26 protein-coding genes are annotated in these 22,723 nt (G+C 70.0%); 14 read left to right on the plus strand and 12 right to left on the minus strand.

The genetic code is table 11. The annotated features are described in order from the left end of the window. The first annotated feature begins 272 nt into the window (after positions 1-272). Positions 273-524 (plus strand): hypothetical protein, encoded by a 252-nt coding sequence (locus LDL49_RS29845; RefSeq protein ID WP_225295716.1) that lies wholly within the window; start codon positions 273-275, stop codon positions 522-524. 255 nt (positions 525-779) lie between these two features. On the opposite strand, the gene LDL49_RS29850 is transcribed toward LDL49_RS29845, so the two are convergent. Further along, positions 780-1,154 (minus strand): ATP-binding protein, encoded by a 375-nt coding sequence (locus tag LDL49_RS29850; protein WP_225295718.1) that lies wholly within the window; start codon positions 1,152-1,154, stop codon positions 780-782. Positions 1,155-1,481: 327 nt separating this feature from the next. Between LDL49_RS29850 and LDL49_RS29855 the strand changes: the two genes are divergently transcribed. Next, the gene (locus tag LDL49_RS29855; RefSeq protein WP_225295720.1) at positions 1,482-2,837 is read left to right on the plus strand and encodes a helix-turn-helix domain-containing protein; all 1,356 of its coding nucleotides are present in this window, start codon (positions 1,482-1,484) and stop codon (positions 2,835-2,837) included. A gap of 99 nt (positions 2,838-2,936) precedes the next feature. Here LDL49_RS29855 and LDL49_RS29860 read toward each other — a convergent pair whose 3' ends face one another. Together LDL49_RS29860 and LDL49_RS29865 are read right to left on the minus strand one after the other, a co-directional pair. Further along, the gene (locus LDL49_RS29860; protein ID WP_225295722.1) at positions 2,937-3,524 is read right to left on the minus strand and encodes a Uma2 family endonuclease; all 588 of its coding nucleotides are present in this window, start codon (positions 3,522-3,524) and stop codon (positions 2,937-2,939) included. Between the two features lie 432 nt (positions 3,525-3,956). After that, positions 3,957-4,358 (minus strand): winged helix-turn-helix transcriptional regulator, encoded by a 402-nt coding sequence (locus tag LDL49_RS29865; protein ID WP_225295724.1) that lies wholly within the window; start codon positions 4,356-4,358, stop codon positions 3,957-3,959. 118 nt (positions 4,359-4,476) lie between these two features. Between LDL49_RS29865 and LDL49_RS29870 the strand changes: the two genes are divergently transcribed. Then, positions 4,477-5,097: an NADPH-dependent F420 reductase gene (locus LDL49_RS29870; protein ID WP_225295726.1), complete on the plus strand. Its 621-nt coding sequence runs from the start codon at positions 4,477-4,479 to the stop codon at positions 5,095-5,097. An 84-nt stretch (positions 5,098-5,181) separates the two neighbouring features. Here LDL49_RS29870 and LDL49_RS29875 read toward each other — a convergent pair whose 3' ends face one another. Then, complete coding sequence (locus LDL49_RS29875) at positions 5,182-6,633, minus strand: FAD-dependent monooxygenase (protein ID WP_225295728.1); 1,452 nt, start codon at positions 6,631-6,633, stop codon at positions 5,182-5,184. 57 nt (positions 6,634-6,690) lie between these two features. Between LDL49_RS29875 and LDL49_RS29880 the strand changes: the two genes are divergently transcribed. The 6 genes from LDL49_RS29880 to LDL49_RS29905 all read left to right on the plus strand — a co-directional run bounded on the left by LDL49_RS29880 (position 6,691) and on the right by LDL49_RS29905 (position 11,328). Continuing rightward, on the plus strand, positions 6,691-6,888 hold the full coding sequence (locus LDL49_RS29880) for a helix-turn-helix domain-containing protein (protein ID WP_443689891.1): 198 nt from the start codon (positions 6,691-6,693) through the stop codon (positions 6,886-6,888). 54 nt (positions 6,889-6,942) lie between these two features. Next, positions 6,943-7,410: a Clp protease N-terminal domain-containing protein gene (locus LDL49_RS29885; protein ID WP_225295730.1), complete on the plus strand. Its 468-nt coding sequence runs from the start codon at positions 6,943-6,945 to the stop codon at positions 7,408-7,410. Between the two features lie 73 nt (positions 7,411-7,483). Further along, the gene (locus LDL49_RS29890; protein WP_225295732.1) at positions 7,484-8,233 is read left to right on the plus strand and encodes a class I SAM-dependent methyltransferase; all 750 of its coding nucleotides are present in this window, start codon (positions 7,484-7,486) and stop codon (positions 8,231-8,233) included. A gap of 112 nt (positions 8,234-8,345) precedes the next feature. After that, positions 8,346-8,600, plus strand: a complete 255-nt coding sequence (locus LDL49_RS29895; RefSeq protein ID WP_225295734.1) for an SHOCT domain-containing protein — start codon at positions 8,346-8,348, stop codon at positions 8,598-8,600. A 315-nt stretch (positions 8,601-8,915) separates the two neighbouring features. Beyond that, the gene (locus LDL49_RS29900; protein WP_225295736.1) at positions 8,916-9,887 is read left to right on the plus strand and encodes an urease accessory protein UreH domain-containing protein; all 972 of its coding nucleotides are present in this window, start codon (positions 8,916-8,918) and stop codon (positions 9,885-9,887) included. A gap of 52 nt (positions 9,888-9,939) precedes the next feature. Next, positions 9,940-11,328, plus strand: a complete 1,389-nt coding sequence (locus LDL49_RS29905; protein WP_225295738.1) for a tetratricopeptide repeat protein — start codon at positions 9,940-9,942, stop codon at positions 11,326-11,328. Positions 11,329-11,372: 44 nt separating this feature from the next. On the opposite strand, the gene ald is transcribed toward LDL49_RS29905, so the two are convergent. Then, positions 11,373-12,488 (minus strand): alanine dehydrogenase, encoded by a 1,116-nt coding sequence (ald, locus tag LDL49_RS29910; RefSeq protein WP_225295739.1) that lies wholly within the window; start codon positions 12,486-12,488, stop codon positions 11,373-11,375. 28 nt (positions 12,489-12,516) lie between these two features. Continuing rightward, complete coding sequence (locus LDL49_RS29915; RefSeq protein WP_225295741.1) at positions 12,517-13,899, minus strand: aspartate aminotransferase family protein; 1,383 nt, start codon at positions 13,897-13,899, stop codon at positions 12,517-12,519. Positions 13,900-14,129: 230 nt separating this feature from the next. On the opposite strand from LDL49_RS29915, the gene LDL49_RS29920 reads away from it, so the two are divergent. Beyond that, a complete protein-coding gene (locus LDL49_RS29920; protein ID WP_225295743.1) occupies positions 14,130-15,485 on the plus strand; it encodes a dipeptidase in 1,356 nt (451 codons plus the stop codon). A gap of 7 nt (positions 15,486-15,492) precedes the next feature. Here the strand turns inward: LDL49_RS29920 and LDL49_RS29925 are convergent, their stop codons facing one another. Then, positions 15,493-16,167: an Lrp/AsnC family transcriptional regulator gene (locus tag LDL49_RS29925; protein WP_225295744.1), complete on the minus strand. Its 675-nt coding sequence runs from the start codon at positions 16,165-16,167 to the stop codon at positions 15,493-15,495. 153 nt (positions 16,168-16,320) lie between these two features. On the opposite strand from LDL49_RS29925, the gene LDL49_RS29930 reads away from it, so the two are divergent. Together LDL49_RS29930 and LDL49_RS29935 are read left to right on the plus strand one after the other, a co-directional pair. Next, the gene (locus LDL49_RS29930) at positions 16,321-17,145 is read left to right on the plus strand and encodes an NAD(P)H-binding protein (RefSeq protein WP_225295745.1); all 825 of its coding nucleotides are present in this window, start codon (positions 16,321-16,323) and stop codon (positions 17,143-17,145) included. 74 nt (positions 17,146-17,219) lie between these two features. Continuing rightward, entirely contained in the window at positions 17,220-17,816 is a 597-nt protein-coding gene (locus LDL49_RS29935; RefSeq protein WP_225295746.1) for a hypothetical protein, read from the plus strand. 14 nt (positions 17,817-17,830) lie between these two features. Here LDL49_RS29935 and LDL49_RS29940 read toward each other — a convergent pair whose 3' ends face one another. The 5 genes from LDL49_RS29940 to LDL49_RS29960 all read right to left on the minus strand — a co-directional run bounded on the left by LDL49_RS29940 (position 17,831) and on the right by LDL49_RS29960 (position 20,994). Next, on the minus strand, positions 17,831-18,430 hold the full coding sequence (locus LDL49_RS29940; protein WP_225295747.1) for a TetR/AcrR family transcriptional regulator: 600 nt from the start codon (positions 18,428-18,430) through the stop codon (positions 17,831-17,833). 83 nt (positions 18,431-18,513) lie between these two features. Beyond that, the gene (locus tag LDL49_RS29945) at positions 18,514-19,224 is read right to left on the minus strand and encodes a sulfotransferase family protein (RefSeq protein WP_225295748.1); all 711 of its coding nucleotides are present in this window, start codon (positions 19,222-19,224) and stop codon (positions 18,514-18,516) included. Positions 19,225-19,328: 104 nt separating this feature from the next. Further along, complete coding sequence (locus LDL49_RS29950; protein ID WP_225295749.1) at positions 19,329-19,868, minus strand: TetR/AcrR family transcriptional regulator; 540 nt, start codon at positions 19,866-19,868, stop codon at positions 19,329-19,331. 10 nt (positions 19,869-19,878) lie between these two features. Next, positions 19,879-20,388, minus strand: a complete 510-nt coding sequence (locus tag LDL49_RS29955) for a pyridoxamine 5'-phosphate oxidase family protein (protein WP_225295750.1) — start codon at positions 20,386-20,388, stop codon at positions 19,879-19,881. Positions 20,389-20,463: 75 nt separating this feature from the next. Next, positions 20,464-20,994, minus strand: coding sequence for a cysteine dioxygenase family protein (locus LDL49_RS29960; protein WP_225295751.1), 531 nt, complete (start codon positions 20,992-20,994; stop codon positions 20,464-20,466). Between the two features lie 97 nt (positions 20,995-21,091). Between LDL49_RS29960 and LDL49_RS29965 the strand changes: the two genes are divergently transcribed. Further along, the gene (locus tag LDL49_RS29965; protein WP_225295752.1) at positions 21,092-21,952 is read left to right on the plus strand and encodes a LysR family transcriptional regulator; all 861 of its coding nucleotides are present in this window, start codon (positions 21,092-21,094) and stop codon (positions 21,950-21,952) included. A 99-nt stretch (positions 21,953-22,051) separates the two neighbouring features. Beyond that, positions 22,052-22,684 carry a LysE family translocator gene (locus LDL49_RS29970; RefSeq protein WP_225295753.1) on the plus strand — a complete coding sequence of 211 codons (633 nt, stop codon included), beginning with the start codon at positions 22,052-22,054 and terminating at the stop codon, positions 22,682-22,684. Positions 22,685-22,723 lie beyond the last annotated feature (39 nt).

A 22,723-nucleotide genomic window follows, 5' to 3' on the forward strand; every position in this document is an offset into this window, starting at 1 on the left:
CGCCCACTTCTTCTTCCCGCCACCCCCACCCGCCCCACCGCACGTCGGGGCCTTCGGGGAGGTCGACAAAGTTCGCCAAGCCTTACTCCCTCGCATACAGACGGCGAGTTCGCCTGGCTTTACTCTTCGCAGTACAGGGGGGAGTATCCCTTCGCAGCAGTCTCGTCATTTACGGTGCAGCCCCGCTCCATGGGGCCCCCGGGGCTGTTGGTCCGTCCCTGAACCGGGCGGGAGAGACCTCTGGCAAGCTTCGCGCTGCCAGGAGGCCGTCAGTGCTCGACTTCTTCAAGACAGTGGGCTTAAGTGCCTCGGTACTGCCACTCGCCTTGGCGATCATCGTCGTCGCAGCAGGCCTGACCGCCCTGTGGGCCCCGTCGGCCAAGCGCCAGAACCGCGCCGTCCAGGTGCTGCGGATCGTGCTGCGCGCGCCCGACAGGCGGGCGCGAGACGGACGACTCCGCACACCGCCGTCGGGCGCCGAGGCAACTTCACCGGAGAGCTCCAAACCCGAACAGGCACCGTAGCGGCGCTGCCTGCGGCCGTGTTCAACGATTCTTGGTGCGGCCCCGCCGCTTGTCACCGGGCCAGGCTCGGCGGCGGAGCCGCCCCCCAACGTCCACTTCCAAGAGACAGGCATGGATGGACGGAGCCTGTCTCTCTTTTCTCCGCCTCTCAGCGGCAGGACCATGGGGGCGCGTGACCAGCCACCGGGGGGAAGGCCGTTAAACGGCGTTCGGCTGGTCACGGGCTTGTGGTGAGTGATCACGGGCCAGAGATGGTCAGGCAGCCGGGTACGGCAAGTCGGCCCAGACCACACGCCGTTCACCGCTCAGGTATGTGCCCCAGGCGCCAGAAAGCGTCTTCACGATGTGCAAGCCCCGCCCTGATTCCGTCAGGACCTTCAACCCCTCGTACGTCGACGGATCTGGGGCCGACGGTTGCCGCACGACCTGCGGCCCATCCCCATCGAGGGCGCCCGCGTCGATGACCTCGACGCGAAGAGAGCCGCTGCCACGAATTACCCGCAGCACTACCCAGTCGCGCCCCTCGCCGCCCTCGACATGTGTGACGGCATTCGAGATCAACTCGGTCACGACCTGCTGCGCATCCAGCAGGAGCGGATCATCTGGTCCGAGCCAACCCCACAAGGCCATTCGCGCCTCTCGCGGCGCCTTGTTGCTACGCCATAGGCTCGCAGCCGAGATCAGGGTCGCCCCACCCTGAGGACGCCTGCTGGTCGTGTTGGGTGTGGGTGTTCCGTGCTGATGGGCCAATGACACCGTCTGCCTCCATCGCCGTCATCGCGTCCGAACTCGGGGATAGCAAGGCGGTGAGGAGCGCGACGTTCCAGCTGCGCCAGTACGACCTTCCGGTTACGCTCCGATCAACCGCCTACACGGATCGTCACCTGGCTGCCGGTCGGCTGCCAGAGGGCCGGTGTTGCCGCAACACCGCAGCAACAGGCAAGAGAGCTGGTCGCGATGGACGAGCATCACAACATCAGTGCACAGATGTTCGGCCTGGTCCTGCGCCACCTGCGCACCCAGGGCGGGCTGTCACAGCGCGAACTGGGCAAGCGAGTCCTGTACGACCACACCCGGATCTGCCGCGCGGAGAACGGCGAGATCCTTGCCCCGATCGAGACGGTCAAGGCCATAGACATGGCCCTGCGCACCAACGGCTTGCTGTACGCCCTGCGCCAGCTCGCCGAGTCCGCCGATACCCGACCCGTCTCTGCGGGGTTGGCTGGCATCCAGGACGGCGAACCAGTCATCCTGGACATGCAGACGACGGACGGAAGGAGCGTGCGCGTGACGCTCTCGCGACGCCAGTTCACCCAGTTGCTCGCCGGCGGAGCACTCACCTCCCTTCTGCCCGGCCTCGGCGACCCGGATCAAGCCCAGCGTGTCGCCCGCGCGATCGAGCAGCCATCGCGCATCGACGGCGAAGTCATCGACTACTTCCGGCGTGTGCTGGCCGAGCACTACACCGCCGACAAGATGCTCGGCCCTCGCTCCCTGCTTCGTCCGGTGTTGGCACAGATCGACGTCTTGGACGAGCTCCGGCGCGGCGCCGGCGCCCGCCACGCCGTGCCACTCCTTCAGGTGCTGGCCCAGTACGCCGAGATGGCCGGCTGGCTGCACCAAGACCTCGGCGAACTCGATAACGCCACGCACTGGACCAGGCGAGCCGCCGAATGGTCCCAATGCGCAGGAGATTCCCAAATGTCGGCCTACCTGCTGGTACGGCAGTCCAACATCGCCTGCCTGACCGATGATCATGGCGCCGTCGTCCAACTCGCCGGCGCCGCCCGCCGCAACACTGACGCGCTGGAGCCGAAGCTGGCCGCGCTGGCCGCCCAGCAACAGGCCCGTGGACTGGCCATGCTCGGTGAGCACGACGAGTGCTTCACCCTTCTCGGCCAAGCCGCCGAAATCCTCCGCGACCATCCGCAAGTCAGCCGCCAGGACGTGCCGGTCTACCTGCATTCCTACGACCTCGACACGCTCCAGGAGCAAAGCGCTGTCTGTCACCGGGCCGCCGGCCGCGCCGACACCGCCGCCACCATCCTCCAAGCCCAGATCGGCAAACTTCCCCCCAACCTCACCCGCGACCGAGGCCACCTCACGGCCAAACTCGCCATAGCCGTCGCCCAATCCTCCGTCGCGGAGCCGAGCCGCGCCGCCCACCTGGGGCACGAGGCGCTGGGCATCGCCCATCAGACAGGCTCTGCCCGCATTCGCCGCGAACTACAGACGCTGGACGGCGAGTTGCGCGAGCGCTGGCCTGACGACACCGACATACGGACGTTCCACGAAGCGCTCATCAGCCTCTGAGCCGTGGCAGAGCGACATGCAACCACATCCGCATCGGCCTGTAGTCGGATTTGAGGCGCTGGTGTTCGCGGGTGCACGCCATGAGCACGCTGTCGGTTGTCAGGGGGCGGTCAGGGTGAGGAACGGGATGGTCGCCCTGATGGGGAGTTCCAGCTCGAGTTCGGACCTGTGCACCTGGTGGAGCCGGTAGTCCGAAGAGACGGCGTCGAGGTGGAATTCCTTCACCTCGACGATCTCGTACTTCTCGTCAAGCATGATCAGGAGGTAAAGCGGGATACCAGAGGCCGCGTACTGGACACGCTTGTCGGTGAGGTCTTCGCGGACCGTTCCCGGCGAGGAAACCTCGACAACCGCAAGGGTCTGCGATGCCTCCGGCTTCTGGCCAGGATCGTCCAGGCATTTATAGACCACGACATCCGGACGCCGGAACGTGAACTTGGGCACCCGCCAGAGCACTACATCAATGTCGGTCTCGACACTCATACATGGACCACTGACAGGACGCGCGGTTTCCAGCGAACTGGCGAGGCGACGCGCGATCCGGTTGTGCTGAGGAGCCGGTGACTCGCACTTGATCACGTGGCCGTGCACAACCTCGATGCTTCTGGCGACGTCCTCGGGCAGCTCGCGGTATTCGGCTTCACCCATCACTTCGGGAAGGGCGTCGAACCATGACGGGATTGCCATGCCGGTCTCCCTAGCTTGAGGCGGGCATCGAGGATCGGCGAACAGTGAAAGGGTGACGAGAGTCGAACCCGCGCTGTCAGCTTGGGAACTGCGTCGATCATAGCTCGACAGGGCGCGGGCTATTTGAGCCTGCTTCCCCGGAGCCCCAAGCGCCCCATGTTGCCCGACCCCCTCCACCCCGCGCACCCGATGGTGCTGGGAGCGCGCCGGTCAACGCTGGGGCAGGGAGGAGAGATAGTCATGCTCTGCTCCCTTCCCTCGGCTCAGGTCATCGAAGTAGCCACTCCAGGCAGGCCAAGCGGTCGGGGAGCTCGAGGGGTGGCAGCCCCTCGTTTCGGGGTTTGGGGCGGAGCCCCAATAGACACAGTCTGAGTTCTTGAGCGCGAAGCGCCCCTCTGGCGAAGGCCTTGCTTGGAGGGCGGGTGACGGATTTCAGCGGTCGCGGGCGTCGTACTCTTCGCGGGCGGCGTCGATCCGGTCGATGTTCTGCTCGGCCCACTGCTTCATGACCGCCATCACGGGCAGGAGGCTCCGGCCCAGGTCGGTGAGGGCGTAGTCGACGCGTACCGGCACCGCCGGAGTGACCGTGCGCGAGATCAGGCCGTCGCGTTCGAGGTTGCGCAGTGTCTCCGTGAGCATTTTCTGGCTGGCGCCCGCGATCGCGCGGGCCACGTCGCCGTAGCGGCGCGGGCCATCGGCCAGCTCATTGAGCAGGACGGCCACCCACTTGTCCCCGAGGCGCTCGATCAGCCGGTTGGCCGGGCAGGCGGTGAAGCGCGCCTGGTAGGAGAGCCGGCTCTCGGTGCGCCGCTGGGCGGCGGTGCGAGTCGTCATGGCATCCCCTCACGTGCGCTGGCCACCTTGAAGTGCGTACTGTCGTTCGACCGTAGCACCGCCTAACTTCGCTCGTGAGCAGGGCTCAACCTGCCTGATCAAGGAGCGAAGAGAGACCATGACGACGATCGCCATCCTCGGCTCGGGCGCTGTGGCCCGAACCCTCAGCGGCGGGCTGCGCAGGGCGGGGCACGAGCTCATCGTGGGTTCTCGTGCCCCGCGCCAGAACGCCGCCGTTCCTGTCATCGGCCTGCGTGAGGCGGCCGGGTCGGCGGAGGTGGTGATCAATGCCATGCCCGGCCCCGTGTCGGTGGAGGTGCTCACCGGCCTCGCGGCAGAACTGGCGGGCAAGGTGCTGGTCGACGTCGCCAACGCCACCGAATCCGACGAGCGCGGCTTCGCTTCGGCGCTGCTGTATCCGGGCGGCAGCCTCGCCGAGGAGATCCAGCGCGCCTTGCCGGAGGTACGCGTGGTGAAGACGCTCAACACCATGCACGAATCGATCATGGCTCAACCGGATCGGCCGGCCCAACCGCCCACCGCCTTTCTGTCCGGGAACGACGCCGACGCCAAGAAGGCCGTCGGTGGGCTGCTGGCCGACCTGGGGTGGGCGGCCGAGTGGATCATCGATCTCGGTGGCGTGGAGACGGCGCGGGTGCCGGAGGCGTTCATGCTGATGGTCGGCGACCTCGTCCGCGCGCTCGGCCCGGTGCCCTTCGGCATGGCCATCGCCCGTTGACGCCGGTCACGCCGATCGAGGGGTGAGTCGGGTGGCCATCGTTGGTCACGCCGACCGAGAGCCGAGCCAGGCGGCCACCGTCCGTCACGCCGATCGGGGGCTGAGCCAGGTGGTCACCGCCTCGGGCAGGCCGTCCGTGCCTGCCCAGGCCACGTAGCCGTCGGGGCGGATCAGCAGGACGTCGGCGGGTGGGTCCGCGCAGTGCGCGGCGACCACGTGGAGGCGGTCGTCGCTCACCAGGTCGCCCAGGTCCGACGGCTCGGGGGCCAGGTCGAGAAGTACCCAGCCGGCCGGGCGCATGAGCTCCGCCACGCGGGTCGGCCCCTCCGTGGTGGTCAGTGCCAGGTCGGGGGCGAAGCGGCCGGTCAGTGGGTGGGGCGCGGTGCCGTACCGGATGTCGGAGCCCTGGAGCATCTCGCCGAGGCGGCGCAAGGGCTGGTCGAAGGTGAACAGTTCCGCGAGGAGGTCGCGCAGGGCCGTGCCGTCCTCGCCGGTGAGGCGTTCCAGCACCGCCTGGGCGCGAGTGTGGCGCAGGGTGTGGACGGCCACCGGGCGGCGTTCCGACTCGTACGTGTCGAGCAGGCCGGCCGGAGCCTGGCCGTGCAGCTGGGCGGCCAGCTTCCAGGCGAGGTTGGCGGTGTCCATCAGGCCGACGTTCAGCGCCGAGCCGCCCGCGGGGAACAGGTGGGCGGCGTCCCCCGCCAGGAACACCCGGCCCTCGCGGTAGCGGTCGGCGACGCGGGCCTGCGAGACGGTGCTCGACAGCCAGATGGGCTCGCCGAGCGGCAGGTCGACGCCGATGACCCGGCGCACCGCGGCCTCGAACTCCGCCAGTGTGACGGCCGTCGCGGGCGCCACCCCCTTTTCGCGTACGCCGACGATGTGGACGCCGGGCTGGAGCGAGGTGAGCAACAGGCGGCCGTTCGGGGTATGGTTCCAGCCCTGCTGCAGGCCATTGACCTGCGGGGTGTCGAAGATGCTCGCATCCGGCGCCGCGAAGTGGCCGAGCCGCAGCACCTCGTCGTCCGTCGTGCCGGGGAAGCCGATGCCCGCCTGTTCGCGTACCAGGCTGTGGCCGCCGTCGCAGCCGACGACATAGCGGGCCCGGAGCCGGAAGCCGTCACCCTCCAGCGTCGCGCCTTCGTCGTCCTGGGCGAGCGTCCGCACCCGGTGGTCCCATCTGATCTCGGCGCCGAGCTCGGCCGCGCGCTCGCGCAGCAGCCGCTCCAGGCGGGGCTGCTGGATCATCAGCAGCTGTAACGGGATGTCGCCGCCCAGTTCGGCGAATTTCAGGGGCACCGAGCCGAACGGGAAGCCCGGCGCGCGTCCGGCGAACGGGCTGCCGGCGCTGAACCGTTCGAGCAGGCCCCGGTGGTCGAGCAGCTGGATGATCTGCCCGCCCAGGCCGTTGGCCTTGGGGAGGTCGCCAGGCTCGGCTCTCTTCTCCAGCACGGTCGTACGGACGCCGGCCAGGCGCAGCTCGCACGCCAGCATGAGCCCGGCGGGGCCCGCTCCTATGATGATCACTTCTTCCATGTCTGTCAGGCTAGATTGACAAAGGCGTGGCTGTCAATCTAGCCTGACAGGGTGGACGTGGGAGAACTCTCTGAACGGATCAAGTCCAACGACCCCGCCATGGGGCTGCGTGCGGTCGGCGCCCTACACCGGCTGGCCGAGCAGGTCGAGGCCGTCTCCGTGGCCCTGGCCAGGGACCAGGGGTGGACGTGGGAGCAGATCGGCGACGCGCTCGGCATGTCGCGGCAGTCGGTGCACGCCAAGTACGGAAAGTGACGCCAAGTACGAAAGTGACGCTAAGTACGCGCAGGTACGGGAAGTGAGGATGGCATGTTCGGCATGGAGAAGAGCCCGTTCGCGGTGGTCGTGACCGCGGCGCTGGAGGAGGCCAGGCAGCGCGGCGACCGGCGCCTGGGGACCGAGCATCTGCTGCTCGGGCTGCTGCGCGAGCCGGATCTGGCCCCCGCCCGAGCGCTCGGCGTGGATCTGGAACGGGCGCGGGCGGCTCTCGAAGAGCTTGACCGGGCGTCGCTGCGGGCGCTCGGGATCGACGTCGGCGAGGTGCCGCGGGCACGGCCGCGCAAACATCCGGCCGTGCCGGGCACCGCGCTGACGTCCAGCGCGCGGGCGGCGATCAACCAGTCGATCAAGACGACCACCCGCAAGGTCAGGAACACCGCCGCGCCGGCCCAGCTGCTGCTGGCCCTGCTCGCGCAGGGACGGCCCGATCCGGTGGCCGAACTGATCGACCAGCTCGGCATCGACCGCGCCGAGGTCCGTGCCCGCCTGGCCGCCTAACTGATCGATCGGGGACCGGCCGGCCGGCTGAAATCGGGTTGATCGCGCCTCACCCCCCTGACACGCTCGAACGATGGACCACCGCACGTTCGACGACCTCGTCGAAGAGGCCGCATCGGTCTCCGTGGACGGCTGGGACTTCTCCTGGCTCGACGGCCGGGCGACGGAAGCCCGCCCCTCCTGGGGGTACGCCCGCCGCCTGGCCGGCCGGATGGCCACCGCCGAGGCCGCGCTCGACATCGAGACCGGCGGCGGCGAGATCCTGGCCGGTGTCCCTAAGCTGCCGCCGGTCACCGTCGCCACCGAGTCGTGGCCGCCCAACCTCGCCCTGGCCGCCAAGAGGCTGCGCGCCCGCGGCGCCGCAGTGGTGGCCGACGACGAGCTGCCCCGCCTGCCGTTCCGCACGGCGGTCTTCGACCTGGTCGTCAGCCGTCACCCGGTGCGCACCTGGTGGGCCGAGATCGCCCGCGTACTCAGGCCGGGTGGCACCTACTTCTCGCAGCAGGTGGGCCCGCGCAGCGTCGTCGAGCTGACCGAGTTCTTCCTGGGCCCGCAGGACGGCTCCGGTCGTGACCCCGAGAAGGCCAGGGCTGCGGCCGAGCAGGCCGGGCTCACCGTGGTCGATCTGCGGGCCGAGTCGTTGCGGATGGAGTTCCGGGACATCGGCGCGGTGATCTACTTCCTGCGCAAGGTGATCTGGACCGTGCCGGGCTTCTCGGTCGACCGCTACCGGAAAGAGCTGCGCGAGCTGCACGAACGCATCCAGGAGGACGGGCCGTTCATCGCCCACTCCACCCGTTTCCTGATCGAGGCCAGGGCCTGACGCACTACCTCCGCGGGCGTACGCCGAAAGAGGCCGAGCACTCCCCTGGGCGGAGCGCACGACGCGCCCAGGGTCCGATGCGCCGGGCTCGCCGGGTGGCGACTCTGAAGACATGAACACGATGACGCATTGGGGCTGGGGCGCTGGATTCTGGCCGATCATCCCGGTTGTCTGGGGCCTGTTCTGGGTGGCCGTCGTCGCCCTGGCCGCTCGGACCTGGCAGAAAGGTCGCTGGCAGGGAGGTCGCTGGCAGCGTACCGAGGCCGGACCGACCACGTCGGCGGAGCGGATCCTCGCCGAGCGGTACGCGCGCGGCGAGATGACCGACGACGAGTACTTCGAGCGGATGTCAGTGCTCAAGAGCTGACCCAAGCCACGGCGAAAGCCAAACCATCACCCGAGTAAAAGAACTGTTACTGGCCGCATCCGGTTCGCGACGTTAAGTTGCCTCTAGGGACTGTCGAGCACTGGGGGACCTTATGCAGTCAATCGCCCGATTCTGCGGTCAATGCAGCTGCGGCTGCCCCGAACTGTTCGTCGATCGTTCGGCGCCGGAAGGGCGTCAGGTGCTGATCACCGACGACTTCGGGCAGCGGGTGGAGATGAGCCTCGACCAGTTCGGCTCGATCGTCGAGGCGGCGAAGAGCGGAGCGCTGGACGACCTGGCGCTCCGCGGCTGAACGTGCAGGCCGTTGCCCTCCTCGCCAGCGGGCTCACCGCCGGACTGGTGGCGGGGACCGCGTCCTGCACCGCCGTGCAGGGCGGGCTGCTCGTGGGCCTCACCTCGGGCGACTGCGATGGCGGCGAGCGGGGGCCGTCGCGCGATCCGGTGCTCGTGGGGTGGTTCCTGGCGGGCCGGCTGGCCTCCTACGCCGCCGCCGGGGCGCTGCTCGGTCTGGCGGGTTCGGCCGTCAGCCTGCCCCCACAGGCGCGGGCGCTGCTGCTCGTGGCGGCGGGCGTCGCGGTCATCACGTACGCGATCAGGCTGCTCCGCCGGCGGCAGTCCGGGTGTGAGACCCCCAGGCGGGCGCCCCGGAGCGCGCCGCTGCTGGGCGCGGCCACCATCCTCATCCCCTGCGGGGTGACACTCGGCATGGAGATGGTCGCGGTCTCCAGCGGCTCGCCGCTGGGCGGTGCGGCGGTGATGACCGGGTTCGTGCTCGGCACGGCACCCGCCTTCGCGCTGCTCGGCTGGGTCCTGCGGCGCGTCTCGCGGACCAGGCTCGCCCGGCTGGCCGGGGTGGCGGCGCTCGCGGCCGGTCTGTGGACGGTCGGCTCGGGGGTCAGCCTGGGCGGCTGGCTCGCGGCTCCAGCGGGTTCGCCGGGTCTGGCAGGCTCGGCAGGCTCGCCGGGTCTGGCAGGTTCGGCGACGTCAGGCGGAGCGTCAGGCGGAGCCGTCGCCAGACAAAGCGCCCATACGGTCACCGTCTGGGCGACCCGCGACGGCTACCGGCCGGAGATCGTGACCGCCCGCGCCGGAGTCCCCGTCGAGATCGTCTTCAAGCTGGCCGGCCAGGGCTGCACGAGCACGGTCACGATCGCCGGGCGGGACGTCGCCCTTCCCGCGACGGTCCACCTGCCGCCACAGCCTCCCGGGTCGCTTCGTTACGTATGCGGGATGGGAATGTACAGCGGCTACATCAACTTCTCCTAGTCCCTCGGCGATTACTGTTCGCATTCGCGCGATTACCTGGCACCCTGTGGCCATGGCGTGGTGGCAAGAGGAGGTGGCGACACCGGCGATTCCGGCGCCACGGGTGGGAGACGAGCCCGAGCTGCTGATGGCCGCTCGGGCCGGCGACCCGCAGGCGGCGCACCGGCTCGGCCGGCTCTGCGCCCAGCGGGGCGACCGCTCGGCGGCCAAGGAGTGGTGGGAACGGGCTGCGGCGGGCGGCAACATCGACAGTGCCTACAACCTGGGCATCTGGCACGAGAAACACGGCAGCCTGGAGGAGTCCGTCTCATGGTACAAACTGGCCGCCGCCACCGGTGACGTCGAGGCCGCGGTCAACCTGGCCACGCTGCTGCTGGAGCAGCGCGGCGATGTCCCGGCCGCGCGGCGCTGGTTCGAGATCGCGGCCCGCGAGGGCTCCCGGACGGCCGCCCGGCGACTGGCGCTGATCTGCGAGGACGCCGGCGAGGTCGCGGCCGCGCGCGAGTGGCACCGCCGAGCGGCGGCCGACGGCGACGCGGCCTCCGCGCATGACCTGGGCTTCCTGGCGTACGCGGCGGGCGAGGACGAGGAGACCCTGCACTGGTGGGAGTGCGCCGCGCGCAGCGGCCACGCCGAGTCGGCCTACTGCCTCGGCCTGCTCCTCCAGGCCAGCCGTGACCCCGAGGGCGCCGGCGCCTACTTCCGGCTGGCCGCCAAGAGCGACCACCCGGGCGCCGCCTCGCAGCTCGGCAGCGCCGCGCTGGCCCACGGAGATCTGCGTACGGCCCGCGCCTGGTTCGAGCGGGCGGCCGGCGCGGGCCGGCTGGCGGACCAGCGGATGGCCGGGTTCGTCTGCGTGGAGCTGGGCGACTCCGCCGGGGCCGGCCACTGGTTCGGCCGGGCGGCGGCCAGCGGCGACGCCGAGTCCGCCTTCCACTTCGGGCTGCTGCTCATCGCCGAGTTCAGTGATCTGGCGGGCGGGCGGCACTGGTTCCGGCAGGCCGCGCTGGCCGGCCACCACCAGGCGGCCATCGAGCTGGCCGGGCTGCTGTCGGCGGCCGGGGAGACGGAGGAGGCCGCGCGGTGGCTGGCCGACCCGCCGCCTCCGTCGTGGGACCGGCCGGCCGAGCCCGAGCTGGCCGCGCGGGCCGAGCTGGCGGCGGCCGCCACCGGCCGCCGGGGCGGGGTCTCGCTGGCCGTACGCGAGCTGGCCGAGATCCTCGGCACCTGGGACCTGGCGACCAGACCGCTGCACGACCACGCGGACGTGCTGGGCTGGCTGGCGCGGCGCAGCGGCCTGCACTCCAGCGCGATCGAGCACCTGGCGTCGGTGCGCGGCACGCTGCTGCGTCCGGGCAGCGCGCCCTGGCCCAGCCCCGGCGAGATCGACCACGTCCTCGCCACGGCCCGCGACCTGCGGCAGCGGCTCGGTGTCCGATAGCCGAGCCGCTGTGCTCCAGGGGTGGTCAGGCGATTCAGGCAGGGTCAGGCGGCGAGGACCTCGCTCACCGGCGTGACCGGGAGTTCGAGCGCCTGCGCGACCGGGCCGTTGGTGAGCAGCCCGTCGTAGGTGTTGAGCCCGCCCGCCAGGCCCGTGTCCGCTTTGAGCGCGTCTCGCCAGCCCAGGTCGGCGAGCTTGACGGCGTACGGGAGCGTCGCGTTGGTCAGGGCGTAGGTGGAGGTGTTGGCCACCGAGCCCGGCATGTTCGCCACGCAGTAGAAGATCGACCCGTGCACGGTGTAGGTCGGCTCGGCGTGCGTGGTCGGGCGGGAGTCCTCGAAGCAGCCGCCCTGGTCGATGGCGATGTCGACGAGCACCGAGCCCTGCTTCATGCGCGAGACCAGGTCGTTCGAGACCAGCGTCGGGGCCTTGGCGCCCGGGATCAGGACCGCGCCGATGACCAGGTCGGCGTTCAGCACCTCGCGCTCGATCGCGTACGACGTGGAGACCAGCGTCTTGAGCCGGCCCTGGTAGATGGCGTCGATGAAGCGCAGGCGGTCGACGTTCGTGTCGAGCACGGTGACCTCGGCGCCCATGCCGACGGCGATCTGGGCGGCGTTCAGCCCGGAGACGCCGCCGCCGATCACGACCACCTTGGCCGGGGCCACACCGGGCACCCCGCCCGGCAGCACGCCGCGTCCGCCGTTGAAGCGCATCAGGTTGTACGCCCCCACCTGCGGGGCCAGGCGGCCCGCGACCTCCGACATCGGGGCGAGCAGCGGCAGGGTGTTGCCGACCTGCACGGTCTCGTAGGCGATGCCCGTCGTCTTCGCGCCGAGCAGCGCGTCCGTGCACGGCCGGGAGGCGGCCAGGTGCAGGTAGGTGAACAGCACCAGGCCCTCGCGCAGCCGGTGGTACTCCTCGGCGATCGGCTCCTTGACCTTGAGCACCATCTCCGCCTCGCCCCACACGGCGTCGGCGCTTTCGACGATCTTCGCGCCCGCCGCCAGGTATTCCTCGTCCGGGATGTGCGAGCCCAGGCCCGCGCCTCGCTGGACGGTGACGTCGTGGCCGTGACGGACCAGCTCGTGCACGCCTGCCGGGGTTGCGGCGACTCGGTATTCGTGGTTCTTGACCTCGGCAGGCACGCCGATCTTCATGGCGGATCCTTTCGTTCCTTGAACAGTGTTAAAGGCGAGCCCACGCTTCCGTGAGCACGTTGCGGAGGATCGACCCGATCTCGTCGAACTCTTTCGGCCCCGCGATCAGCGGCGGCGCGAGCTGGATGACGGGGTCGCCACGGTCGTCGGCGCGGCAGTAGAGCCCGGCGTCGAACAGCGCCTTCGACAGGAACCCGCGCAGCAGCCGCTCCGACTCCTCGTCGGTGAACGTCTCCTTGGTGGTCTTGTCCTTGACCAGCTCGATGCCCCAGAAGTAGCCGGCGCCCCGGACGTCGCCGACGATCGGCAGGTCCTTGAGCCCGTCGAGGGTGGCCTGGAAGAGCGGCTCGTTCCTGGTGACGTGGCCGAGCAGGTCCTCGCGCTCGAAGATGTCGAGGTTGGCCAGCGCCACGGCCGCCGAGACCGGGTGCCCGCCGAAGGTGTAGCCGTGGGCGAACATCTGGTCGCCGCCCTTGAACGGCTCGAACAGCCGGTCATGCACGATCATGGCCCCGATGGGCGAGTAGCCGCTGGTCAGGCCCTTGGCGCAGGTGATGATGTCGGGCACGTAGTCGAACTTCTGGCCGCCGAACATCGTGCCCAGCCGGCCGAAGGCGCAGATGACCTCGTCGGAGACGAGCAGCACGTCGTACTCGTCGCAGATCTCGCGCAGCCGCTGCCAGTAGCCAGCCGGCGGCGGGAAGCAGCCGCCGGCGTTCTGCACCGGCTCGGCGAAGACGGCGGCCACCGTGTCGGGGCCCTCCATCTCGATCGCGCGGGCGACGCGGTCGGCGGCCCAGATGCCGTACTCCTCCGGGCTCATCCCCTTGATGCCGCTGATCTCGTCGGCGCGGTAGTAGTTCGTGTTCGGCACCCGCACCGAGCCGGGCACGAGCGGCTCGAACATCTGCTTGAAGGCCGGGATGCCGGTGATCGACAGGGCGCCCTGCGGGGTGCCGTGGTAGGCGATCTGGCGGCTGATGACCTTGTGCTTGAGCGGCTTGCCGATGAGCTTGTAGTACTGCTTGGCCAGCTTCCAGGCGGACTCGACCGCCTCGCCGCCGCCGGTGGTGAAGAAGACCCTGTTGAGATCGCCGGGGGCCAGGCTCGCGAGCCGCTGTGCCAGCTCGGCCGCCTTCGGGTGCGCGTAAGACCACAGCGGGAAGAAGGCCAGCTCCTGCGCCTGCTTGGCGGCTGCCTCGGCCAGCTCGCTCCGGCCGTGACCGGCTTGGACCACGAAGAGTCCCGCCAGGCCGTCCAGGTAGCGTTTGCCGTGGATGTCGTAGATGTAGGAGCCCTCACCGCGAACGATGGTCGGGATCTCCGTCTGCTGGTAGGCGCTGTGCCTCGTGAAGTGCAACCACAGGTGATCCTGCGCGGCCTTGAGAATCTCGGTTTCCGGCTGCGTCATGATTATCTTCCCTCGTGTCTGATCTCCCCACAGTCTGCATGTTCACCTCGGGTTTGCCAAGCGAAAGCGTCGCAGCAGTGTGCAAGAAAACCGAGATCCGCAGGAACGGTATGTAACAGCTACGAAATCCGCAGGTAGGTTAGCGCGCGGGTCATGCCCGTTTCACGCGTTGTGAAGCCTTTGTGATCCAATGAGACGTTAACTATCGAGAACGACCCGGGGGACCGTCCGTGACTCCTGACCAGATCGAGAGCGCCGTCGCGGCCGCGATGCCGCAGTCCGTGGAGGACCTCAAGCGGCTCGCCGCCATCCCGTCGGTGGCCTTCCCCGGGCATCCCGAGGAGCCCGTGCTGGCCGCCGCCGCGCTGACCGAGGAGCTCCTGCGCAGCACGGGGCTGACGCACGTGCAGCGGGTCGCGGTCGAGGGCAGCTTCCCCGCGGTGTACGGCGAGGTGGCCGCGCCGCCCGGCGCGCCCACGGTGCTGCTCTACGCGCACTATGACGTGCAGCCCGCCGGTGACCCGGCCGCCTGGCGCACCCCGCCGTTCGAGCCGACCCTGATCGACGGCCAGCTGTTCGGCAGGGGCACCGCGGACGACAAGTCGGGCATCATCTCGCACGTCACCGCCCTGCGCGCGTTCCAGGGGCGGTTTCCCGTCGGGGTGAAGGTCCTCATCGAGGGCCAGGAGGAGTACGCCGGGGAGCGCCTGGAGGCGTTCGTCGAGCGCAACCCCGACCTGCTGCGGGCCGACGCCATCGTGGTGGCCGACTGCGGCAACCCACGCGTCGGTGACCCCGCGGTCACCACCTCGCTGCGCGGCATGGCCGCGTTCACCATCGAGGTCCGCACCCTGCGCGAGCCGGTGCACAGCGGCCAGTTCGGCGGCGCCGCCCCCGACGCGCTCTCGGCGCTCATGCGCATGCTGACCTCGCTGCACGACGACAACGGCGACATCCGGGTGCCGGGCCTGCCCCGCGGCACCTTCCTCGGTCAGGGACCGTCGGAGGAGGAGTTCCGCAGGACCGCCGGGGTGCTGGACGGCGTGTCGCTGGTCGGCTCCGGCTCCTTGGCGGACCGTCTGTGGGCGTCGTACGCCATCACCGTGACCGGCATCGACGCGCCCACGGTGTCGGGCGCCATCAACGCGGTCCAGCCCGCGGCTCGCGCCCGCGTCACGGTCCGCATCCCCCCGTCCGGCGACCCCAAGACGACCGTGAACGCGGTGGTCGAGTTCCTGCGGCAGGTCACGCCGTGGGGCGCGCAGGTCGCGTTCGGCGACTTCACCGTGGGGTCGGGCTTCCAGGCGGACTCGGGCGGCAAGGCCCGCACGGCGCTCAACCGGGCGATGGAGCGCGCCTTCGGTCGGCCGCCCCGCGACGTGGGGGCGGGCGGGTCGATTCCGCTGGTGAACACGCTGCTGAAGCAGTTCCCGGCGGCGGAGATCTTGCTGTTCGGGGCCGAGGACGAGGAGGCGGCCATCCACGCGCCCAACGAGCGGGTGGACCTGGAGGAGCTGCGCCGCATCGCCACCGCAGAGGCGCTGTTCCTGCGGGAGCTCAGCCTGCCCTCCGCGCTCGGCGTCTGATTCCCCGCTACAGCCTCGGCGATCCGCCGCGCTTGACGGTGCGGATGATGGGGGCGGTCTCCATGGTGGTGATCGCCTCCAGGGCGGCGAGCCGTTCGGTGAGGTAACGGCCCAGGTCCAGGGGGTCGCGGCAGTTCAGGGCCGCGACCAGATTGGTGGGCCCGGTGGTGAGGGCGGCGAAGGCGATCTCGGGATGCCGCGCCAGCGCCGCACCCACCTCGACCGCCTTGGCCGGCGGGGCGGCGATCCACAGCCGGGCCTCGGTGCCGAATCCGAGCGCCGACGGCGGTACGTCGAGCTGGTAGCTGAGGATTCCCTGGCCGCGCAGCGCGTACAGGCGGCGTTTCACCGTGGTCTCCGACCAGCCGGTGGCGGCTGCCAGCTCGGCGTAGGGCGCGCGACCGTCCAGATTGAGCGCCCGCAGCAGCGCCTTGTCGCCCTCGTCGAGGTCGATCGGGCCGTCTCCGGCCTCGACCGGCGGCGGCCGCAGCCGGTCGGCCTGTTCGGGTGACAGCCAGGCCAGCCCCTGCCAGGCGTCCGGCAGCACGAAATTACGGAGCAGCAGGTGAGCGGAGACCGAGACGACCCGGCTGGTGCGCGGCAGTTTGTCCAGCAGCAGGGCGTCCTGGTCGTGGGTGCCGCGTGTCCGTACGGTGCAGGAGATCTCGGTGCCGCCGGACATCAGGCCCTGAACGAGGCCCGGCCATCGATCTGCAGCGCGTGAACCAGACCCCTGTCGACGGTATCCATCCTCATATCCCTGTGCGGTGACGGTTTCCGGCGATCCTAGCCGCCTGGCTGGGACAGGTGTGGGGGCGTGCGCGACGCTCGTCGCATGAACATCCTCGTCCTCGCCGCCACCGGAAACGTCGGCGGCCAGATCATCACCCAGCTGCGCGAGACCGGCCACGCCGTACGGGCGGTCACCCGCGATCCGCGCACCGCCCGCTTCCCCGCCGAGGTCGAGGTGATGCGCGGCGACCTGTCCGCACCGGACACCATCGCGGCCTGCCTGGACGGCATCGACGCGGTGTTCCTGCTCTGGCCGCTGCACACCGGCGAACAGCTGCCCGCCGTGCTCGACGTGGTCGCCCGGCGGGCCCGCCGGGTGGTCTTCCTCGGTACGGGCGGCGTTCCCGACCTCGGCTTCGAGGAGCAGGGGAAGCTCGTCCACGGCTGCGGGATCGAGTCCATCATGATCAGGCCGAGCACCTTCGCGGTGAACACGCTGTGGTGGGCCGACCAGATCCGGGCCGGCGACATCGTCGAGGGGGCATACGGCGCGCTGCCGATGTCCCTGATCCATGAGGCCGACATGGCGTCCGTCGCGGTCCGCGCCCTGACCGAACCGGGACATGACGGCGCCACCTACACCCTGACCGGCCCGGAGGTGCTCACCCAGGCCGAGCAGGTCCGTGTCATCGGCGAGGCGCTGGGCCGGCCGCTGCGCTGGCGGGAGCTGACCCGCGAGCAGGCCCGAGAGCGGCTGCTGGCCGACGAGAGCTTTCCCGACTCCTTCGTCGACGTGCTCCTGGACGGCTACGCCGCCATGCTCGCCGGGCCGCCCCCGGAGCTGACCTCCACCGTCCAGGACGTCACCGGGGTCCCGGCCCGCTCTCTGCGCCAATGGGCCATGGACCACGCCGCCGACTTCGGCTGACGGGGGGTGACAGGCGGGCGGGTAGGAGGGCAGTCCGCATTGACACCTATGGCACCGGACGTCAGTTTTGATTTATGGAAGAGTTCCGCATGGTGCGCGAATTCTCACTCGCGACCGCTGCCCGGTTATTCAGCCCGCTCATCCTGTTGGTCCCGGTATGCCTGGCGCTCCCGGAACCTCATATCGCATGGGCGTTGACCGCCACGGTAATGGCGACGCTCGCCATTGGCGTACGGCTGGCCAGGCACCGGCAGATGGCCGCTGACACGGTCGTACGTCTCTCCGCACAAGGCGTGGAGATGGAAGACGCGTACGGATCGCGCGTGCGCCTGGCATGGCGGCACATTGAGCGCGTCGATGTCGTGGAAAGCCGGGTGCCGAGCCCGCGCACCATCGCCGAAGCGGACCGCATCTATGTGCGGACCGGTACCAGGAAATGCATCGGCGTGGTCGGCTGGGGCGAATATGAGGTTTCTCCCCGTGCCCCTGGCTGGTTGCTGGGCCATCTGGATCGGATGCCGGTCGATCCGGCGACCGGATTACTGAAACTGAGCATTCCCCTTGGCGTGGTCGACCCGCTGTGGGAACACGGTCCGATGGGCGACCGGGTCCGCCACCACCGGCCCGACCTGCTGGCCGGCGGTCGGCTCAGGGTCGGCGGCAGGCTCTGAGGCCGTCCGCGCTATCAGGCGTCGGCGTCGGCGTCCTCGAGCAGCGTGCGGATGAGCGGTACGGCCAGGCGGAGGACGTCGTCGAGGTCGGCCTCGGCCAGGTCGGGCATGCGCACCAGGTGGCGGTGGACGGTGATGCCGAACATCATCGCGCCCGCCAGCGCCGCCCGCAGGCGCGCGTCGGGACCGTGGACCCCGGCCGCGATCCGGTCGATCGCCTCGGCGGTCACGTGTTCGCGGAGCAGCTGGGCGGCTTCCTGACTGGTCATGCTGGTGCGCAGGAGTACGGCCATCGGGCTGTCGGGGACGGCGGCCCAGCGCTCGAGCATGGCGCGCAGATAGTTCTCGGCGGAGCGGCCCGGGTCGTCGGTGGTCAGGGAGTCGACGTCGAGGCAGAGGTCGAGGGACTCGCGGAACAGCTGCTGCTTGGTGCCGAAGTATTGGATGACCGAGGACTTGTCGACATCCGCCTCGGCCGCGATCGCGCGGATGGTGGCGCGTTCGAAGCCGACCTCGCCGAAGGTGCGGCGGGCGGCCTCCAGGATCCGGCGGCGAGTGCGCTGGCCCTTGCTCTCGTTCTCCCACGCCTGGCCGGCGATCTCATCGGTCGACATGGGCCCACCCCCTCCTGCTGGCCTCCGATGGTAACGGGCTCAGGCCCCACCAGAGGCCGGGCAAGGGTCCGGGTCGAGCGGATCTAATGAACCTCCACGATGGACGAAGGGATCTGCCCCGCCATCAGCTCTCCCATCCTGCGCTGCAGCGACTCGGAGTCGTTGAGATGCGGGAACGGCTCATCGGGAACCTCGACGTCCAGGAACGCGCACAACGGCTCCCACCCCTCGCGCACGTCGAACACCAGGAGCCGGCTCGCGGGCAGGCTCGCCTCGACGGTGGCCCTGTGGCGCTCGAACGCCTCGATGGCGACCTTCTCGTCGGGCAGGCCGTTCGCGGGACTCCAGCCCTGGCCGAAGGCGTCCTCCCCGATCGCGCTCAGCACCGGCTGCATCTTCTGCATCCCCTCAAGGATCTTCGCCGCGGCCGGTGGCAGCGTCGACGGGTCCATGGACATGGTCCCGCCGGGGCCGTTGGAGAGGAGATTCTGCATGCTGATGTACCAGCGGTGGGGGTCGCGGACGGTCAGGATGACCTTGGCGTCGGGGTAGGCCGCCGCCTGCTCGCGCCAGAACCCGCTGGCCGGCCAGTCCTGGGCCGACTGGTAGCCGTCGAACACCTGGTCCCAGTCCACTTTCTCGCCGGAGACGACGGACACCCACCGGTCGGCGTGCTCGGGCTTGGTCAGGATCTCGAACATGTGATAGCAGGGGCCGAACCCGAGCCGCTCCAGCGCGGCCTTCATCGAGCTGGTTCCGGTACGCGGGAACCCCGCGCCGATCACTTTCAGCATTGCCGTGCCTCCCGTTTCCGGCGGCTGACGCGCGCCTCTGGCTGAGAGTAAAGGACTAGCCAACAGATCTCAACGCTTGTACATTTTTTCCTACTATGGCCCCGTCAACGCCCGACTATCCCGTACCTGAGCAGGTCGAGCAGCCGCTCGGACTGGTCCGAGCCGGTCAGCGCTATCGCGTTGGCGAGGGTCATCAGCTCGCGGACGGTCAGGTCGGCGCGGACCTCGCCCGCGTCCTGCGCCCTGGTGAGCAGGGCAGACGCGGTGGCCAGCATCTTCTCGTGCCACTCGCCGAACCGCGCCGAGCCGTCGCGCGGGAGAGCCAGTGCCAGGTCGCGCTTGCCGGCGACGTGCGCGACGAAGGCGCCCAGCCACTCGTGCAGCGCGTCGCCCGGCGAACCGGCCGCCAGGAGGGCGTCGCCGCTCTCGCACAGCTCGGTCACCTCGTCGGCGTAGACGGCGATGATCAGATCCTGGCGGGTGGGGAAATGCCGGTACATCGTGGCGTTGCCGACCCCGGCGCGGCGGGCGACGTCGTCGAGCGGCACGTCCAGGCCACGCTCGGCGAACAGTTGCCTGGCCGCGGCCAGGACCGCGTCGTGGTTGCGGCGCGCGTCCGCCCGCCTGGGGCGCTCTGCCGGCATACGGCTCAGCCTAGCCGCGCCGGAAGCGCCAGCGGGTCTGGCTGAAGTCGCCCTTGCGGAAGCCGAACGCCTTGGCCGGGGACACGGCGAACACCAGCGCCCGATCGCCGCCCTGGTTCAGGAAGGCGTCGTCGCCCACCTCGAAGCGCCAGTCGCTGCCGTACTTGACCTCATAGGCGTCGGCGAGCCGCTTGAGCCGGCCGGCGTCGGTGACCCGCTCCGCGACGCCTTCCACGACCACGTCGAGGCCCTCCTCCAGAGAGTTGGTGCCGGTCGTGAGCGTGCAGTGCTGGTTGGACTCCAGGTTGCGGGCCTTCTGCTCACCCGCGCCGGTGCAGAAGTAGAGCGTGCCGTCCTGCCAGACGGCCAGCAGGGTCGTGACGTGCGGGCTGCCGTCGGGGCGGACGGTGGCCAGCCAGAACGTCTGGGCGCGTTCCAGGGTGTCGCGCGCCCGCGCCCACTCGGTCGCGGTGGCGCCCTCGGCGCTGTATCTGGCGTCCAGCTCGGTGATCGGTTCCATGATCGCTCCTCCTCGATGGGCCTACCTGGGTACTGACCGCTCCGCAGGTGGAAACTCATCGGGGAGAGCCGGTGACTAGGCCGGTGTTCTGACGGGCAGGTCGTAGACCCGGCGCACGCTGCTGCCGAGCCTGCTCACGTCGGCCCCGTACACGTGCACCGACACCCCGACCTCGTCGCTCACATTGATCACCTTGTGGATGTCGCCGGGCGGCGCGAACCCGCTGGCCTCGCCCGGCAGGTTGGCGGCCTGCCCGATCTCCAGCAGGTGGTCCCCCATGTCCCGGTAGAGCGTCTCGTGCTCGATCCCGCTGATCACGCCGAAGGCGCACCACGACACGTGGTCGTGGATCACCGTGAACTGGCCCGGCCGCCAGACGACCGCCACGATCGAGAAGTCGTCACACGCGTATAGCGCCTGGGACACGTACGTATCGGGCGACCCCGCTCGTTCCTCCGGCGTGAGTAGGTCGAGCCTGGGCAGCCGTGGGCGGAGCAGATCCGCCACCGCGAACGCGGTCTCCCGCGGGGCGAGGCGGCGGGCGGTGATGTCGCCGATGTCCGACACGAGAGCGTCGAGCCCCGGCCGGATCAGGACCGTGTCCATGTTGGTCTCCCTTCAAGTCCTCCCCTTCTACGGTGCTACGTTGGGACCAATAGGTCCAACAGAAGTTTTGTGGCTCATCAATAGATATGGTTGATGAATGCTGGATGTCGTACGGCTCCGCGTCCTCGTCGCCGTCGCGCGTACGGGCTCGCTGACCGCCGCCGCCAAGGAGCTGCACTACTCGCAGCCGTCGGTCAGCCACCACCTCGCCCGTCTCGAAGCCGAGACCGGGGCCAAGCTCGTGCAGCGCGTCGGGCGTGGCATCCGGCTCACGGAGGCCGGCAAGCTGCTCACCGCGCGGGCCGACGACATCATCGGCCGCCTCGATGCCACCGCCGACGAGCTCGCCGCGCACGTGGGGCTGCGCTCGGGGCGGGCCCGGCTGGCCGCGTTCCCCTCCGCGCTGGGCACCTTCATCCCCAGGACGGCCACCCGGCTGGCGGGTTCGCATCCCGGGCTGCGGCTGCACCTCACGGAGACCGAGCCGCCGGAGGCGCTCCGGCTGCTGCGGAGCGGGCGGGTGGATGTGGCGGTGATGTTCCGCTACGACGACACGGCGCCGGAGGACCCGGGGATCCAGATGATCCACCTGCTCGACGACCCGAGTTACCTGGTGTCCTCCGGCGTCTCGGGGGATTTGGGGACGCATGCCGGGGATCCCTGGATCGCCGGATGTGACCGGTGTCGTAGCCATCTGCTCGACATTTGCGCCAAGGCGGGGTTCGAGCCGCGGATCTCCTTCACCAGCGACGACATCGTGGCCGTACAAGCGCTGGTGGCGGCGGGCATGGGGCTGACCGTGCTGCCCGGGCTGGCGCTCAGCGCGCACCGCCATCCAGACGTGGAGGTGGCTCCGATCCCGGGATCCACCAGGCACGTGTACGCGGCGGTCTACGGCGACCCGCCCCACCCACCGGCCACCGAGGCGCTGCTGTCGGCCCTGGTGGCGAGCGTCTGACCCGTCGATGCCGTTGAGCGCGGCGAGGGGCGCCCCCGTCATCCGTCGCGGCGGAATTCCGTTGACCGCGGTGAGGGGCACCCGCCTACCATGAGCGACATGCCGGATTTCGCGACGCTCGCTCTCTTCTGCGCGGCCACCCTCGCCCTCCTCCTGGTGCCGGGTCCCGCGGTTCTGTTCATCGTCACCAGAAGCGTCGCGCAGGGCAGGTCGGCGGGCCTGGTCTCGGTGCTCGGCGTCCACGCGGGCTCGGTGGTGCACGTGGTCGCCGCGGCCCTGGGCATCAGCGCGCTGGTGGCCGCCTCCGCCACGGCGTTCACCGTGATCAAGTACGCGGGCGTCGCCTATCTCGTCTGGCTCGGGGTGCGCAAGCTGATGAACCGGACCGCCGCCTCGGCCGAGGACGTGGCCGAGATCGAGGTGCACTCCAAGCGGCGGATGTTCTGGGAGGGCTTCGTGGTCAACGTGCTCAACCCCAAGACCGCCATCTTCTTCCTGGCGTTCCTGCCGCAGTTCACGGATCCGGCGGCGGGTCCGCTCGCGCCGCAGATCCTGGTGCTCGGGCTGGTCTGGATGGGGCTCGGCATGACCACCGACGGCACGTACGCGCTGCTCTCCTCGGCCCTGGCCGGCCGGGTCCGCCGCTCCACCCGGGCACGGCGCCGCCTCGACATCGGCAGCGGCCTCGTCTACCTCGGCCTGGCCGCCCTGCTCACGGGCGAGAAGGCGTAGCTCCCCTGCTCACGGGTGAGTAGGCATAGTAAGCGGGGC

This window comes from Nonomuraea aurantiaca (assembly GCF_020215705.1).
Taxonomy (GTDB): domain Bacteria; phylum Actinomycetota; class Actinomycetes; order Streptosporangiales; family Streptosporangiaceae; genus Nonomuraea; species Nonomuraea aurantiaca.

Excerpts from the sequence above, each read along its gene's own strand:
- LDL49_RS29860 (WP_225295722.1), bottom strand. The coding sequence starts at position 3,524 with ATGGCAATCCCGTCATGGTTCGACGCCCTTCCCGAAGTGATGGGTGAA.
- LDL49_RS29925 (WP_225295744.1), bottom strand. The coding sequence starts at position 16,167 with ATGTCCGGCGGCACCGAGATCTCCTGCACCGTACGGACACGCGGCACC.
- LDL49_RS29865 (WP_225295724.1), bottom strand. The coding sequence starts at position 4,358 with ATGACGACTCGCACCGCCGCCCAGCGGCGCACCGAGAGCCGGCTCTCC.
- LDL49_RS29905 (WP_225295738.1), top strand. The coding sequence starts at position 9,940 with ATGGCGTGGTGGCAAGAGGAGGTGGCGACACCGGCGATTCCGGCGCCA.
- LDL49_RS29950 (WP_225295749.1), bottom strand. The coding sequence starts at position 19,868 with ATGCCGGCAGAGCGCCCCAGGCGGGCGGACGCGCGCCGCAACCACGAC.
- LDL49_RS29965 (WP_225295752.1), top strand. The coding sequence starts at position 21,092 with ATGCTGGATGTCGTACGGCTCCGCGTCCTCGTCGCCGTCGCGCGTACG.
- ald (WP_225295739.1), bottom strand. The coding sequence starts at position 12,488 with ATGAAGATCGGCGTGCCTGCCGAGGTCAAGAACCACGAATACCGAGTC.
- LDL49_RS29885 (WP_225295730.1), top strand. The coding sequence starts at position 6,943 with ATGTTCGGCATGGAGAAGAGCCCGTTCGCGGTGGTCGTGACCGCGGCG.
- LDL49_RS29890 (WP_225295732.1), top strand. The coding sequence starts at position 7,484 with ATGGACCACCGCACGTTCGACGACCTCGTCGAAGAGGCCGCATCGGTC.
- LDL49_RS29875 (WP_225295728.1), bottom strand. The coding sequence starts at position 6,633 with ATGGAAGAAGTGATCATCATAGGAGCGGGCCCCGCCGGGCTCATGCTG.
- LDL49_RS29955 (WP_225295750.1), bottom strand. The coding sequence starts at position 20,388 with ATGGAACCGATCACCGAGCTGGACGCCAGATACAGCGCCGAGGGCGCC.
- LDL49_RS29940 (WP_225295747.1), bottom strand. The coding sequence starts at position 18,430 with ATGTCGACCGATGAGATCGCCGGCCAGGCGTGGGAGAACGAGAGCAAG.
- LDL49_RS29895 (WP_225295734.1), top strand. The coding sequence starts at position 8,346 with ATGAACACGATGACGCATTGGGGCTGGGGCGCTGGATTCTGGCCGATC.
- LDL49_RS29960 (WP_225295751.1), bottom strand. The coding sequence starts at position 20,994 with ATGGACACGGTCCTGATCCGGCCGGGGCTCGACGCTCTCGTGTCGGAC.
- LDL49_RS29945 (WP_225295748.1), bottom strand. The coding sequence starts at position 19,224 with ATGCTGAAAGTGATCGGCGCGGGGTTCCCGCGTACCGGAACCAGCTCG.
- LDL49_RS29855 (WP_225295720.1), top strand. The coding sequence starts at position 1,482 with ATGGACGAGCATCACAACATCAGTGCACAGATGTTCGGCCTGGTCCTG.
- LDL49_RS29915 (WP_225295741.1), bottom strand. The coding sequence starts at position 13,899 with ATGACGCAGCCGGAAACCGAGATTCTCAAGGCCGCGCAGGATCACCTG.
- LDL49_RS29930 (WP_225295745.1), top strand. The coding sequence starts at position 16,321 with ATGAACATCCTCGTCCTCGCCGCCACCGGAAACGTCGGCGGCCAGATC.
- LDL49_RS29935 (WP_225295746.1), top strand. The coding sequence starts at position 17,220 with ATGGAAGAGTTCCGCATGGTGCGCGAATTCTCACTCGCGACCGCTGCC.
- LDL49_RS29850 (WP_225295718.1), bottom strand. The coding sequence starts at position 1,154 with ATGGCCTTGTGGGGTTGGCTCGGACCAGATGATCCGCTCCTGCTGGAT.
- LDL49_RS29870 (WP_225295726.1), top strand. The coding sequence starts at position 4,477 with ATGACGACGATCGCCATCCTCGGCTCGGGCGCTGTGGCCCGAACCCTC.
- LDL49_RS29970 (WP_225295753.1), top strand. The coding sequence starts at position 22,052 with ATGCCGGATTTCGCGACGCTCGCTCTCTTCTGCGCGGCCACCCTCGCC.